Annotated in this window: 9 protein-coding genes and 1 pseudogene; 5 read left to right on the plus strand and 5 right to left on the minus strand. The window is 56.0% G+C overall.

Features of this window, described 5'->3' with window-relative positions:
* Positions 1–164: 164 nt before the first annotated feature.
* Positions 165–1,628, plus strand: a complete 1,464-nt coding sequence (locus tag ABDX87_RS23460) for a glyceraldehyde-3-phosphate dehydrogenase (protein ID WP_074749402.1) — start codon at positions 165–167, stop codon at positions 1,626–1,628.
* Positions 1,629–2,304: 676 nt separating this feature from the next.
* Here the strand turns inward: ABDX87_RS23460 and ABDX87_RS23465 are convergent.
* A complete protein-coding gene (locus ABDX87_RS23465; protein ID WP_346830018.1) occupies positions 2,305–3,165 on the minus strand; it encodes a hypothetical protein in 861 nt (286 codons plus the stop codon).
* 252 nt (positions 3,166–3,417) lie between these two features.
* On the opposite strand from ABDX87_RS23465, the pseudogene ABDX87_RS29335 reads away from it, so the two are divergent.
* Positions 3,418–4,152: pseudogene (locus tag ABDX87_RS29335) on the plus strand (TetR family transcriptional regulator).
* Positions 4,153–4,472: 320 nt separating this feature from the next.
* Here the strand turns inward: ABDX87_RS29335 and ABDX87_RS23475 are convergent.
* The gene (locus ABDX87_RS23475; RefSeq protein WP_346830019.1) at positions 4,473–8,540 is read right to left on the minus strand and encodes a KAP family P-loop NTPase fold protein; all 4,068 of its coding nucleotides are present in this window, start codon (positions 8,538–8,540) and stop codon (positions 4,473–4,475) included.
* Positions 8,541–9,123: 583 nt separating this feature from the next.
* Between ABDX87_RS23475 and ABDX87_RS23480 the strand changes: the two genes are divergently transcribed.
* From ABDX87_RS23480 to ABDX87_RS23490, 3 genes are all read left to right on the plus strand, one after another.
* On the plus strand, positions 9,124–9,402 hold the full coding sequence (locus tag ABDX87_RS23480; RefSeq protein WP_346830020.1) for a hypothetical protein: 279 nt from the start codon (positions 9,124–9,126) through the stop codon (positions 9,400–9,402).
* A gap of 254 nt (positions 9,403–9,656) precedes the next feature.
* Complete coding sequence (locus ABDX87_RS23485) at positions 9,657–10,010, plus strand: hypothetical protein (protein WP_346830021.1); 354 nt, start codon at positions 9,657–9,659, stop codon at positions 10,008–10,010.
* A 231-nt stretch (positions 10,011–10,241) separates the two neighbouring features.
* Positions 10,242–11,585, plus strand: coding sequence for a hypothetical protein (locus ABDX87_RS23490; protein WP_346830022.1), 1,344 nt, complete (start codon positions 10,242–10,244; stop codon positions 11,583–11,585).
* A 253-nt stretch (positions 11,586–11,838) separates the two neighbouring features.
* On the opposite strand, the gene ABDX87_RS23495 is transcribed toward ABDX87_RS23490, so the two are convergent.
* The 3 genes from ABDX87_RS23495 to ABDX87_RS23505 all read right to left on the minus strand — a co-directional run bounded on the left by ABDX87_RS23495 (position 11,839) and on the right by ABDX87_RS23505 (position 15,406).
* A complete protein-coding gene (locus ABDX87_RS23495; protein WP_346830023.1) occupies positions 11,839–12,633 on the minus strand; it encodes a hypothetical protein in 795 nt (264 codons plus the stop codon).
* 662 nt (positions 12,634–13,295) lie between these two features.
* Complete coding sequence (locus tag ABDX87_RS23500; protein ID WP_346830024.1) at positions 13,296–14,588, minus strand: MFS transporter; 1,293 nt, start codon at positions 14,586–14,588, stop codon at positions 13,296–13,298.
* 251 nt (positions 14,589–14,839) lie between these two features.
* Positions 14,840–15,406, minus strand: a complete 567-nt coding sequence (locus ABDX87_RS23505; protein ID WP_346830025.1) for a chalcone isomerase family protein — start codon at positions 15,404–15,406, stop codon at positions 14,840–14,842.
* Between the last annotated feature and the right edge of the window lie 92 nt (positions 15,407–15,498).

Below are 15,498 nucleotides of genomic sequence, written 5' to 3' on the forward strand. Positions count from 1 at the left end.
ATAAAGCTCCAGGCGTTGCGGCAAAGCCGGGGATTGTAACTAAATCGGGAATCCGCTGTCAGTTTTGTGCTCGCCGATTTATGTAGTGCTCCGAGATCTCAAAACACTGGATTGCTCATAAACAAAGGCTTGGGCATAATGTAGTCCCTTTTTTCAGCCCCTACATGTGGAAGGTTCCCGTGACTCAGAAGCCCGACCAGTGTCTTGGTGAATGGATTGATCGTGAAGCGCTCGCCGAGGCGATGATCCCGCTTATCGGTCAGCTCTACCGCAATAACAATGTGGTGAGTTCGATCTATGGCCGCACCCTGATCAACCGTTCAGTCATCGCGATTCTCAAAGCTCACCGCTTTGCGCGTCACCGCCAGGCAGACGCAACCGAGTTGTCCGTACACGAGACTTTCCCGCTCATCAAAGCGATGAGCGAGCTCAAACTGGGTGCCGCTTCGGTGGATCTGGGCAAGCTGGCCGTCAAATACAAGGCTGAAGCCAACGGTCGCACTGCCGAGCAGTTCGTTCGTGAAGAAATGGCCGAGATCGTAGGTCAACAGAATTCCGGCGCCCGCAAAGGCACTGACGTCGTGCTGTACGGTTTCGGCCGTATCGGTCGTCTGCTGGCGCGTATCCTGATCGAAAAAACCGGTGGTGGCGACGGCCTGCGTCTGCGTGCCATCGTCGTGCGCAAAGGCGCCGAGAACGATCTGGTCAAGCGCGCAAGCCTGCTGCGTCGTGACTCGGTACACGGTCCGTTCGACGGCACCATCACCATCGACGAAGCCAACAACACCATCAGCGCCAATGGCAACCTGATTCAGGTGATCTACGCCAAGAGCCCGACCGAGGTGGATTACACCCAGTACGGCATCAAGGACGCTTTGCTGGTCGACAACACCGGCGTATGGCGTGATGCCGACGGCCTGGGCCAGCACCTGCAGTGCCCTGGCATCGACCGCGTGGTGCTGACCGCACCGGGCAAGGGCAAGCTGAAGAACATCGTTCACGGCATCAACCACCAGCAGATCACCGCCGATGACAAGATCATCTCTGCGGCCTCTTGCACCACCAACGCCATCGTTCCGGTCCTCAAGGCCGTGAACGACAAGTTCGGTATCGTCAATGGTCACGTTGAAACGGTTCACTCGTACACCAACGACCAGAACCTGATCGACAACTTCCACAAGGGCGACCGCCGTGGCCGTAGCGCTGCGTTGAACATGGTCATCACCGAGACCGGTGCAGCGACGGCGGCTGCCAAGGCGTTGCCTGAGCTGGCTGGCAAGCTGACCGGTAACGCGATCCGCGTTCCGACGCCGAACGTGTCGATGGCGATCCTGAACCTGAACCTGGGCACCGCGACCACGCGCGAAGAAATGAACGAATACCTGCGCCACACCGCGTTGTATTCGGACCTGCACAAGCAGATCGATTTCGTGAATTCGCAGGAAGTGGTTTCCACAGACTTCGTGGGCTCGCGCCACGCGGGTGTGGTGGATGCCGAAGCGACTATCTGCATGGATAACCGTGTTGTTCTGTACGTTTGGTACGACAACGAATTCGGTTACAGCTGCCAGGTGGTTCGCGTAATGGAAGACATGGCGGGTGTTAATCCGCCAGCGTTCCCGAAGTAAAAGCGGCCTTGAGCTGCGAGTTTCACGCTGCACGTTGAAGCCACATGAAAACGCCCCGACTGGTTCGGGGCGTTTTTTTTGACTGTTTTTTTCGCTTGGCTTTCGGTGTGTGTCCGATACATATGTGGCTCTTGTTTGGTTCTGACTAAGGGCAGAAGCGTTCCGCCTTCGGCGGGTTACTTGAAAAGCCCCTCCTCTTTGTTTCAAGAGGCAGCCAAGGGTCAGGCTCCCGGTTTGGCCTCGACTTCGTCGAGGCCTTCACTCAAGTCGCGTTTTGTGGTGTCTGGCCTGGCGAGGCAGGAAGATCAAGAGCAAAAGCATCGGATAGCGCGAATCCTGTAGGAGCGTGGCTTGTGTCTGGGCCGCATCCGGACGATCTGCCGCGCAGCGGTAGCAAAAATCAGGCAGCTCGGTTGTGCCTGATACACCGCATGCGCCGGATTTGCTGCCGGTTCCCGGCAGATCGTCCCAGAGTGTGTAACAACATCCTCGGACACACCGCAGGCTATAGCTTCATGACCTCCCACTGATAAGAACGCATGCCTCAATAAGACATGCCCTTGGAACCTTGGCTTACCGAACAGGCTTGGGGATGGGTTTTTCGTCCTTCACGTACCTGACAGAAGGTCGAGCAGGGAGTTGCGGGACTTTCGGCTTCTCCCGTTGTGCCACAGGCTTACTCTTGTCCTGAATCATGCTTCACCTCCGCCCAGTTCCCACTGCTGTCTTCCAAAGAAATCCGCACGGAGGGGCGATCCGGTAATTTGGGCTTCATTTGCATGGGTACATCTTTTGCGGGGCCGGGACTAGGTTCAGCCTTACTATCCTGTTCACTAGCCGGTTTCTTCGTGTTCGGATCAGACATTTTAGTACCCTCCAGTTTTTTTAATGACTCTGTCATGGCGCTCAAGCTGCTGTCGATTTTTCCGAGTTGATCGCCCACGTACTTATCTATGACCTGATAATTTTTTCTAGGCGATGACACATCCATGTCCAGACCTACAAACAGGGTAGCAGAGATGGCCAGTGGTATGAGCGATGTCAGCAACCACTTGAAAGACTGATGCACCATTGTTGATCGCTTGAAGTTAACGTCGGCATTGTGAGTTGCGCACTCTTCGAATGCGTCGGACAGATATCCATCGAGCTCGGACTTGATATCAACTTCCTGCGTGCCATCATCCAGTGAGTCCTTGATCGCCTCAACTTCCAAATTGTACTGCACTAGCGCATTGCAGTAGTTTTTTATCTCCGACGCGGCGGGCATCTGCTTGAACGTATTGCCCCAGAACGCCCTGACCGCCAGAACGCCCGACAAGCCCAGGCATAACAGGAATACAAGGACGAGCACTAAGATGGACAGGGCCACGGGCTTCGATTCGGTGAAATCCAGCATTCGCAGCATGTAGCTGGAGACAGCCACCAATGCCAGGATCAAGGAGAAGACGAGTTGGACGCGTATGGTTATCTTCTCTTTCGTGTCATTTTCTTGCAGGTACATTTTTTCAAAGACTATTAACAACTCACTCCGTTGCATTCAGAACCTTCCTTTCACAGTCGGCGCAAACCGCGTATTGGCAAGCGGCGCGTTCAAATTCGGTTACCCAGTTTAAGCGATACTTCATCGCAGGCTGCGGGCTGCTGAATGCCCTGCAAGGTGCCCGAGCCGCCACGGCAGTATCATAAGCTTTCCGGGCTCAAGAGTTATGGCTATCGGTGCTGCGGTGGTGGGAGGCGCTTTGCCGAGAAGTAGGGAGCGCCGACGCGCGCTGTGCAAACGCAGAAGAGGATGGGGGGGAGGTCGGTGGATGCTTCTCTGCATGCAACTAACCTGGTCTATAGCCGTATCGGGTACACGCCGACTACGACCCAAAGCTTGATAGCCGACGTCCCTGTCTGCCTGAATCAGCTACGTCTCGTTCCAGCCCCCGAAGCGGCGGAGTGCGTGTTCTCGGTCCGCGGATTCGCCCGCACGGCTCCGGCCGACATTGCGGCGTCTGCAGGTGTGAACAGAGGCGCCATTTACTGGCACTTTGAGAGTCGCGAGGCGTTGTTCTCAGCGGTTCTGGACAGTCTGGCGAACCCTCTGGAGCAGGCCTTGCAGCAAGCAGCGGTGAGTGAGCGGGATGCGTTGGGCGCCCTGAAAAAGTTCCTGATAGGGCTATTCGAAAGCTTCATCGACAACCCTCGTGCTCGACGCTTGCATGAGGTCGTTTTTCATAAATGCGAGCTTGTCGATGAGCTTTGTGATCTGCGCTTTCAACGCCAGCGAGTCAGCGAGCGCTGGGATAAACACCTGGAAATGTTGTTCGAAGGAGCCAAGACGAGCGGTCAGTGACACCCGGATTTCGATACCAAAATGGCAGCAATTACCACGCACGCCTTCATCGAGGGTCACATAGGTTTGTGGCTGCTTCAGCCTGATAATTTTTCTATCACGCTGAACGCGGAGCGTTTAAGCGACAGTCTGCTGGATATGTTGAGAAGTAGCAGCGCGTTACTTTTACATTCAGCCAGCCATTAATTGCATCGCGGATCAGGCAATAAATAAATTGGATTAGGCAAACTAACTAGCGTGATCTAAATTTTTTAAAAATCACCGACTGCTTAATGTCCGTTGAGCGTTCCTGATGGTCGACTCGAAGCGAATCTGTGTGCGTGCGTGTTTAAGCGCTTTCCTGACCGTGATCGTCATTGTCTGCGGCAGTACTCGCCTGCCGGAGCTATGAAATGCCGACGATACCGGGCCTGCAGGACGGTCCCTCACCTGCCTGATGGTTGATCAGGCGCCGGTATCCGATTGGACCCAGGCACTTACCGTTAGCGGGTGGCCCGGTGGCTGAGTCAGCCTTTGTTGAACCAGCGTTTCTTCAATCCGGCCATGGGGCGACTGGTACCAAATGCAGTGTGGATGATCTGCAGATCGCCTTCAGACAGGTGTGCCGGGTTGAGCTCCTTCAGTAGTGCTTCAGTGCCCAACGTCTTCGCCCAGGCTGCCATGTATCCCTTTGCGGTATCCGAAGCGGCCTTTGGCAGCTCGCGCAGCAACAGTCGTGCGTACGTTAATCGCTCTTCATGGGTCGCCAGGCGATCTCTGATTTCCGAGCGCAGCTCATGAACAGCTGTCCACGTCAGTGGGCTTTCTGGCGTTTGCAGCATCTGCAGTGCAAGCGACGGCAGCTCCGTGGTTTCCTTGTCATCCTTGTCGGCGCGAACGATGTGGCCGTAAACCCTTTTGCGTTGCTCGTCATTGATATCAGTGCTCAGCAGCAGCGATTTCAAATCACTGAACGCCTCGATATCAAGCGCACGACACCACACGGTGAATGCCAGGTCCGGGGTCTTCAAGTTGCCGCGAGGTCCTTTCAATAGCACCGCTTTTGCCGCATCAACGTATTCGCCTACGGGCAGTTGAGGAATCAATGCTGTCCAAGCGCGTTCAAGCATTCCCACCTGTTCATCCTCGCCGAAGTCGATCCCCTCCACCAGCTCAGCAAGCTGAGGGACGGTGAGGCGTGCCTGCCCGGATGTCAGGTAGTCGACTGCCTGATCAGGATGCTGTTGCCACACCTCACACGCGGTCTCCACCAGATGGGCACGATGTGCCACGGCCACACAACCACTGGTGATCATGCTCTCCATGGAAGCTAGCGTGTACTTGCCGACCGTTGTGGGTGACGACTTTGCCTGCTGCCTGGCCTCATTGAAGAGCGTCTGAGGAGCGTAGCCGTGCGGGAGTTGTTCGACTGTCGGCCAGCGCCCACAGAAATGCTCATGCAAGGACTCGAAGACTTTCTCCCGTCCCTTGGCGGCACTGAACAGTTTTTGAAGGGCCGGCCCCAACACCGCCGGGCTTGCGTGCATGAAAACGTTAGAGATGCCCGGTATGAGTTGGCGCAGATAATCATCCCAGGACGCCAACTTGCTGTGGGCACCCGAGACCACGGTGTCCAGGTGAGGACGCAGCAGTTTGCCGCTCCAGTGTTCGGAGGGGATATGAACAGTGGCGTCAGTGTAGAGGGCTCCCTGCTGGTCATCGAGTTCCGGGTCATTGGCCAGCGAGGTCAACTCGCCAACAAGGGAGGTCTGATCATCCTCGTCGAGGGATCCAAATTCCTCAAACAACACGTTGCGGCATACGGCAGGGATAGCGCTGAGGGAATAATTGATCCAGTGATCCACCACTCTGGAGAGCGCGCGCGGGTTACCCATGACGAATGCTCTGAGCACCTCGGCAGCGTCTTGCGAATGACCTTCAGCAGTACTCAGCGTGATAGCGAGATCGGTATAGCTTTCTGTGGTCTCGTCGGTGAAATACGATTTGCGCTCGGCGCCCAAGTCGACGATCAAACGGAATGCACGGTCAAACTCAATCGGCTGATTTCTGAAGTCCGCAATCCGAATGCTGAATCTGGCAAGGCACTTCAGTAACTCCTCTTCATCCGAGAGGAGAACGTACTGCTCCAGTGCCCCGATTACGCAACTGACAATGGGCGGGGAGCCCATGGTGGCCAGATTGGTGACCTGCTCCCAGAGGGCGTGCCTGCTCTCGTCACCTTCACCTGACAGCCGATCCCAGACGACATTGATCCGGTGAATGGTCCGGTTCATGTCCAGCCCCTCGATCAGGTCGCCCTCGTCGTGGGGATATTCATGACCATGCAGAGCGGTGGTCAGCTCATTCACATACTCCGGTCCAATCTCGGGCAGCAGCGAGGTTTCGAATGCATCCATCCAGCGTTGCAGGTGACCGAATGGCAGGCTGATTGAGCCGCTGACAGTTCGTACTGTGCGCGCTGATAGCCATTCCATGAGCCTGTCCTTTGATGCAGGCACCAGACCATGCGCACTGAACACGGTGAGCGCAATCTGAGCTGCGCCCTCGGAAATCTGGATGGTCTCTTCCAGATTGGGCATCTGCCCAGATTGAAGACGCATGGTGCTGAGTTTGTTTGTTGTCAGCAGCTCGTCGATCAAGACCGAGGCAATTTGCTTCTGGTCGACCGGGTTCGAGACGGCAGTAATACGCCCGATCTTTTCCACGCCCAAGAGTGAACGCAGGTCGCTGGACGTCACAATGTCATTGGTCAAGATTCCCAGCACCAAGTTGCGGGTGCGTGCTGGCAAGCGATCAATGATGTCCGCGACAACGCGCATCGCGTTGAACTTCAAGGTGTCCTCAGTTCGGTGCAGCTCGCTCAGCATGCCGTGCAGCAACTGCGTCTCTTGATCACTCAACGACTCATTGGCGCGAGGGGAGAGCGCCTCCAGGAAGCCCTGAGTGTCTCCGGATACCAGGTAGCCGTAAATTCGTGAAGCGTGCGGACCGTACTGCCTGGTGGCGAAGTCTTCAGACAGCAACAACAAGCTTTGCAGCGACGCTGGCCACTGGATACCCACCAGGCTGGCGAGGAACTGACGCAGATCGCGCTGGCCATCAGCGACAGTGTTGACCTCTTCTCCATCCTTGCGGGTCACATACCGGTTGAGTACATAACGCGTTTCCAGTGGCTCATCATTGGGCGAGGCCTGCCTGACCATCAAATTAGTCAGACGGTTCAGCAATTGCGGGTCGCCCTGCAGATCCTGGTAAAAGCCCGGAAAGCTCACGCGCGCCGCACTGAGCGCTCCAAGCGCGACGGGGTAGTTGGTGACTGCACCTTCATGCAACCCTCCTGGACGCTCGCTGCCGATAGCGCCGAGCTCGCGCTCCTTTGCCAGCCACCAGGTCTGTGTGAACGCGTTGATGATCTGCAGGGCATTACGAGGATCGATGACATTGACATGAATCATTCGATCCACGACCTGTTCAATCGAAGCACCTCTATCGGCGATGTCCTTGACCAGGTCCGGGAAGCTTTTAAGCTTCGAAAGCGCGAACTGACGCATGTCGCTTCTGGGCGGAGGGGGAATCTCCAGCCTGAATTGGAAAATCCGGTCCAGGTAGCGCCGGGCATCAGTGGGGTTGAACACGGAGCCGGGTTGCTCTGGATTGCCACGTCGACGAGAGAGTGCATCCGCCACTTTCCCCTCATCGCATGAGATCACGAATACCAGTCCCAAATTATCCGGAAGCTTGTTGACGGGTATCTCCATGAAGGTGCGAACGGCATCCAACCCCAGCACCATCTCTTCGGCAGAAAGACGATCAAGGTCGTCCACAAAGATGACAAGGCGTTCATAGGGCACTGCGTTGTTTTTTGTCGCCTTGAATTTGCGCAATTGCTGCAACAGCATCTCTTCGTACTGTTCTGCGCTGGCGCTCGGCAAGTGAACCCTGGTTACGGTTTGAAAGGGGCTCACTGCAGAAGGCTTCATCAGCTTGAGCAGGTAGGCATAGATCCCGGTGACTGCCGCAACGAACAAGGACTGAACCCAGGCAGTCTCAAGCGGCAACCACTTTAATCCTGCCGCCACGAAAAGCAGGTAGGTGATCACAGCAATCAAGAACGCCGGAAGCGGTGCTACCCAGCTGAACAGATGCTGTTTGGTCAGCTCGGCTACGCTTTTTTCGACTGTCTCGGTATGGGTCACATTACGATACAGGTCATCATGCAGCTTGCCCTCATCGCCACCCAGTTCCAGAAAAACATGCCGCAAGAGAGCGCGCTTTATGTCCTGTTCTTTTCCACCAAAGCGCCACGCGTTGAAGGTGATGCTCTTGAAACGCTGACTGCGCGGGCGGCGCCCATCGGCGCTGCCGGTATCATCAATCAGGGCATGGGTGTACATCTCCTTGATCGAGCTTTTACCTGTACCCCAGCCTCCCAGCAGGCCGATGCTGTATGGCGGTCGATGACCTTCATTTTCGATCAAGCTGCGCAGCGCCTGCGCGTAGTGACGGTGCCCGAAGGCATCGTCTTTTTCTTGCTCGATGTGGCGATCCAGCACGGCTGGCATATCGCGGCGCATATCTAGCATTCGGTATCCCTGAGAATGTATGGCAAGTGGCTATTGGCCGGATGAGCATACTGGCCGTTGAGCGTTCAGACCAGTGGGCCCTGTCCAGTGCGGGACAGGCAGTGCGGATAGGAAACTTGAGGGACCTCGCAGATCCATCCCATGGCGAGCGGCCTGTTTTATCGGATCGTTGTTTGCTGAAGGGGCCATCATGGCCGGCGATTGGCAGCAGTGGCCGGGGGTTAATGGTTGTCGGAGTAGAGGACTGACCTGACACCGATCACCTCGGTACGGAGCACAAGCATATAGCGCAAAGACGACGGCCGCCTCAATCGGCGATGCCTGCGGTTATCGGATCCGCGCTGGAATGGATGACGATTGGCCCGAGCGGTATCAGCGTAGGGGCAATAGGGTATGCAGGCCCGTTGCTGAAATAATCTCAAAATGTTATTGGTGTTGGGTGCTGATTGGATCCATTCTGCTTAGTCAGCAGTAAACCTATGAATGCGCACCTTGCTGGATTTCCTATCCGGAAATGTTTCGAATTCCTCAGTACCAATGAGGGTCGCGCTTTGCTCGCACATTGGAGACTCCTATGCCTGCCAGCTTCAAAGATACTGATCTGCAACACAAGTACACCTGGACTCGGGACAAGGGAGACAAGCCCTACAGTGGTATCAAGGACCGAATCAAGGTTGATAAGGACGAAGGCTATGAAGTCCTGCCTTTCCTGAACCACTTTTTAGGTGAATATGGCAAAACGTCTCTGGCCTCCCTACACGAGGCCGAAGACGCGCTGCATCTACCAAAGTTCAGCAACGTCCAAATGCGTGACGAGCTGGACACTGCACTAAAAAAGGAACTGGGCTGGTAAAACTGCTCCGGGTGGGCGAGAGGTGACACTCGCCCACTTGTTGAATGGCGCACAGTGTCCCAGGGTGTGGTGAAAGCGAGGTTTATAACTGATCGAAGCCCGCTCGATAGGCTCTAAAAAGAGGCAACTCGCCCTCCCTTTTCGAATGGTTGCAGACGCGAACAGCGTGAGTTGCAATTCCCCCTCGCATGTCATTCTCACACTGGTGTTCAGCCATTCCTGCTGGAGCCTGCCGAGTGAGCGGTTAAACATCGTTGAGCCATGAGCTGGACTCTGCCGCCTGCTTCGCAATGCCCCTCCCGTTCACCGATAAGCCTGAACGTCCGTCAAACGTCCAGACGTTGCCGAAGTTGAAATCAGTTAGAACCCTTCCGGAAAACAGTGAGTCACACAGCCACAGTGATGGATTCCCATCATCGGTTTCGGTGCTTGGCGTAGCAACGTCAGTGATCAAAAGCCAGAAGACGCTGGCAGATACGTTGCAGAATTTTCAGGAAGGCACGGTAGGGTATCTCAACGTGACGGCGGCGCAAGCGCAGGTATTGAGAAATCAGCAGAATTTGGCCAAGACAAATACGAGGCTGAATATCGATCTGGTCAACCTCTAAAAAGCGCTCGGGGGTGGCTGGTAGACCATTGATGGCTCCTGATTCGCACCTCACACCCATCGGCGCTGAGACGCAACTCAGCCGCTCTCAGTGGCAAGCTTGGGAGGGGGGGTAGGTCTCGCAGCGCTTATCCTGACGAGCCGGATAAATCCATGCTCTGGCGCAATCGAACAGTGTACAGGCGCCGGCCCGAGTGTAAAAATTTCTGCCTGATGCTAGCAGGAGTCGTTTGTGAAAGGCCGGGATGAGATTGTGGAAGATCAAGAGGCGCCGATGCAGCAAAGTCCAAGGTATGCCTTGGCCAAGTGGGCCAGACAGAACGAGCTGTCCTCCGAGGCTCTTCGGGAAAAAGAGGAGACGGCCCTGAGGTTGGCAATCGAAGGGATCGCTGATGGCTCCATCATATCGCTTGACGGCCCCAAGTCGCCGCTATCGCGCAAGATTCAATTCCATCACGGAATCGACCAGTTTGAGATGAATAGAAACTGGGTCGAAACAGCCCAGGCCTGGACATGTCCATGCTGCAGTCGAGGCAAATTTGAAATTTCCAGAGTTGCTGGCAAGGGGCACATTTTAGCGAAGCTGGTCGAGCATCACGACCATATGGCTGATGCATTGAAAGCTGCCTTCAATCGGGTGTTTGTTGAGAGCGGTACGGAGAAACCTACCAGTACCGGCTTGGCACTCATAGAGCGAATGGCCCCTGCATTTTCTGCGTACTCTCCCGTCTTGATTTGCGAAGACTGCAATAATGCGGACGCTGCTGCGAAGAAGATTGTTTCTAATGCTGGACGCAAGATCGAATGGCAGTCTTTTTCCATTGGGCAGATTCGTGAGTTCATTATCGTCCAGGAACACGCACCCCACCGCATCGACGTGACCAAATTTATGGATCTCTGGGAGCGTGTTCGCCCCGCGTACGTCGCACGAATGAACCTGGTTTACGGAGTGGCGAAGGCGGCGGTGCTGCAAGACTATTGGTATGAAAGGTACCAAGGCGAGGGGATGGCAGTGCCTACTCTGTCCAATGGATCACAGCGATACCGAGGACTGGAGTTGATTAGCGGTGAGGCGCTCGTGCGTGAAATGACGAAAAGCTCAATCAAATATGCGTCGAACTACAGTCGTTGGCGTACAGAGGATCCGCCTGAGGGGCACACACCACCTTCAAACTTTTTGGCGATGATTAATTCCCTGCCAGGATGCGCACGCATGTGGGCGGGGCTTGCGGACAATTGGCAATGCCCGGTGTGCGAGCGTCTCAAGTATGAAGTTGTAAGCTACAGGAAGGGAAAAATCAGCTTTCATACGCATCTGCCGACCCCGTTTAGCTCAACCTGGAAACCTCTGGGGCAGATCTGCATGTCGTGCTTCAACATTGTGGCGGCTATCAAGCGCGAGCTCGAACATGATCTCGGTGTAAAAGTACGATATACGTTCGATTGCATTACGCCTGATGAGCTACGCGCGATGATTCACCCCAGACCCCATTCCCCGCCTTTGGTGGACACGGAAATGGCAGAGGCCCTAATTGCACGGTGGCGGTCGCATGCCACGGCTGGCCGCAGAGATTAATGACTCGATCAGGCGCGTCAGCCGGAAACACGATACAGGATCGTGCAGTTTTCGTTAGCCGTTCAACCGCGCTGGCTGGCGGAGTCGTCCGCAATCACATGGCCGATCCGTCGGGAGCGCTTCATGAGTGCACGCTGCTCTCTGGGGAGAAAACTGACTCTCCTCACCAGGTTGGACTCATCATCCGAAAGTCCGGGGCGGCCGCTGACGAGCGGCATGTGTCGATCCTTGCATTATTTCCGCGCTCACTTCTCTAGCTATCGTAACGGGGCCGAATGAACTGGAGGAGAGACGTTCTTTCTTGGATGTAAATGAGACGGACCTCCATGATCACCCCATTGGAATCCTCAAGCTCGAACGCTTCGTTTGCCTTCAAATGGACAGGCTGCTTCTTGCCGCCGTTTATTGCAATGCTGTCGGCGTAGAGATACGCGCTCTGTTCGGCTTCAAAAATTGGATTGAGTCGGCCTTCCAGCCCAGGAATGTAACCCGTGCTGTGGCACACCAAAGACCCTGTATTCTCGGTATCGACCAGTGTCACCTGGATGCCATCTGCAGGATCCCAGGATGGGATCAACGCCGCTGGATAATCCGCATGCGCCACGAGCAGTTGATAGTGACGACGGGTGGGAATGGTCAGCGCGACTTTGCCGTGGGCGTCAGTTTGTCCGCTCTTGGTGGTGCCGTTATCCGCTGTAGCGACAACAGCGGCCGACACCACGGCGACGCCCATAGAGGAAATCACTGTGACGCTAGGGGTTTGAGGTTCGAAGCGGGGAACGGTCGTGGTGGAAAACAGTGCTTTGCGAATCGATTCAGAAGGCACAGTGCGACCATTGTTGATGAGTTTCTTGTGAATAACCTCCACGAACTTTTCCGGTGAACGTTCGGTCAGCGAAATGTAACCGGTCGTTGGCAGTACTCCGGGAATATGAGTGTCATCAAAGCGAGCTGGAAGTATGTACTTCTGGCTCTCCTGGAAAGCCCAGGCCTGCATGGCTTTGTGCATGTAGATATCGGACAGATAGTCGTAAAGGTTTTTTCCCAAAGTTTGGCCTCTTCAAATCTGTCGTAGAACACTTTCACGCCTGAGTTTCGCGGAAGGTTCGCAACCTGCCGCGCAGCGGTAGCAAAATCAGGCAGCTCGGTTGTACCTGATACACCGCATGCACCGGATTTGCTGCCGGTTCCCGGCAGATCGCGGGACAAGCCACGCTCCTACAGTTAAGAATGCAGCGCGGACGATTGATGCACGCATCAAGAAAGCGATGAGCGTTAGCTCCAGCCCACGCGGTTCATATACGCGACAGTCCAGACACCACAAAACGCGACTTGGGTGCAGGCCAAACGCAGACGACGCGCAGTGGGTCGAGCGGCAGGGATGCCGCGAGAGCGCCGTCAGGCCCGTTCGGCGCGGGCCCATGGAGCGTCGTCGGAGTGCGGGTACCCGACGCAGTCGGGCCAAACCAGGAGGTCGGCACTGTTGGTTACTTTTGGTGCCTTTTCAAAAGTGACCCGCCGGAGGGGCGGAAAGGTGAATCGGCGCCACCCGCGAAAATGGATCCCCACAATACCAATGCCACAGGTCTGCCGTTAGGCAGAACCCAAAATAAGCGTCACTACAAACACCAAATGTGCACTCAAAATCAGCATCAAAAAAAAGCCCCGAACCAGTCGGGGCATTTTTTTCAGCGTCACAACGAACCAGGTTTAACCCGCCGCTGGCGCGCCTTGAATACGCGTCTGGCCCTTACGGAACAGCACCAGCGTCGCAATCAGACCCAACACCGCAGCACCACTCAGCCAGATGCCCGGTGCAGCTTTGTTATCCAGCACATGAATCAGATACGTACAGGCCGCCGGCGTGAAGCCACCGAAGGTCGCCGTCGCCAGGCTATACGCCAGCGAGAAGCCCGTGGTACGCACTTCCACCGGCATGATCTCGGTCAGCGAAACCACCATCGCGCCGTTGTACGAACCGTACAGGAACGACAGCCACAGCTCGACCATCAGCAGGTTGGCGAAACTCGGATTCGAGGTCAGCCAGGACAGCGCAGGATAGGCGGTGACGATGGCCAGAATGGTCGCAGCCAGCAGCAGCGGCTTGCGGCCGATCTTGTCCGACAGCGAGCCCATGACCGGCAGCCAGATGAAGTTCGAAATACCCACGCACACGGTGACCAGCAGGCTGTCCAGGTCAGACAGGTGCAGTTCGTTTTTGCCGAAGGTCGGCGTGTACGCCGTGATCAGATAGAACGACACAGTGGTCATGACCACCAGCGCCATACCGGCGATCACCAGCCCGAAGTTCTGGCCGATCGACTTCATCACTTCACCCATGGTCGGGCGATGTTTGCGGGCGCGGGCTTCGAACTCAGGTGTTTCTTCCAGCGAGCGACGGATGATGAAGATCGCCGGAACGATCATGCAGCCGACCAGGAACGGAACGCGCCAGCCCCATTGCCCCATCTCTTCCGGGCTCAGCCAGTGGTTCAGGCCCACGCCCAGCAAACCGGCGAACACCACCGCCGCTTGCTGACTCGCGGACTGCCAGCTGACGAAGAAGCCCTTGCGGCCCGGGGTCGAGATTTCGGCCAGGTAGACCGACACACCGCCCAGTTCCACACCGGCGGAAAAGCCTTGCAGCAGACGGCCGACCAACACCAGCAGAGGCGCCGCGACACCCAAGGTCGCGTAACCTGGCACGCAGGCAATCAGGATCGTGCCCATGGCCATCATGGCGAGGGTGATGATCAAGCCTTTTTTACGGCCGTGGTGGTCGATGTAGGCGCCGAGGAATATCGCACCCAGCGGTCGCATCAGGAAGCCGGCACCGAAGGTCGCCAGCGAAAGCATCAGGGATGCGAATTCACTGTCGGCAGGGAAGAAGGTCTTGGCGATGGCCGTGGCGTAGAAGCCGTAGACCATGAAGTCAAACATTTCAAGGAAGTTGCCGCTGACAACGCGAAATATCGCCTTGCCTTTGCCTGTGTTCGAGGCCATTTGGAATTACTCACTTAAGGCTGTCTAGCTGGGGGGATCCGTTGTATTTGTGCGTCCTCTCCTGCGCCGTTCGAGCTTGGTCTCGATAGATGCAGATTTGTAACGATATGTGTAAAAGTGGCGAATGGCAATTAATTCGGGCGGCCGCGGGCCTCAGCGGCAGGCCGTCGCGATGAAATGCAATGCGGTTATATGTCGCGCGCAGGCAGAGGATTCGCCTGAAGCCCCCGACGAATGCCGGGGGCGGTTTTTTACTTCAGTAAGGCTTCACGCAAATCGGACGATAAACCGTCCGGCGCGAGCCAGATCGCGAAATAGGCCTTGGCCAGTTCGGGGTCTGGGCTGGCGAAAATCACTTTGCCGTTGCGAGTGAGGTTGAGGCCATCGTTACGGTCCCAGCTCAGGTCATACCGGTCGCCTGGCTTGATGTTCTGAAAGCTTTTGTGGAGTCGGTCCAGTTCGGGCCTCAGCCGTCCCAGCGTCTCCTTGGTCTGTTGACGTTCAAGCGTGGCGTTGGCGGCCTTGATCACGTCCTCGCGATCGATATCGCGAAAGTAGAACAGCTCCAGTTTTTGCGGTGTCTGGGTGAAAACCGCCTGCTTGGCGGTGATCGACGGTTCCGCGTAAAACGCGGCCGCGTAAACATCGGTCCACAGGTAGGTGAGAATGGCCTGGTTCTTGCGCTCCAGCGCCGGGGTTTGCCCATCAAGGCGAGCCGGAAAATCCGCCTGTTTGAGCAGGTCCGCCTGAGAGGCCATCGCCTGCGCGCTGCAAAGCAGTCCCAGTAACAGCATCCAGTGAATGAAGCGGTGTCGCATGATCGCGCCCTTTTATCGAAAGATCCCACGTAAGGGTATGACACTTTCTGCGTGGTGCGGCGACGGCGATTCAGTGGCCGCAGGTGAATAAA

The sequence above is a fragment of the Pseudomonas abietaniphila genome, assembly GCF_039697315.1.
Lineage (GTDB): Bacteria > Pseudomonadota > Gammaproteobacteria > Pseudomonadales > Pseudomonadaceae > Aquipseudomonas > Aquipseudomonas abietaniphila_B.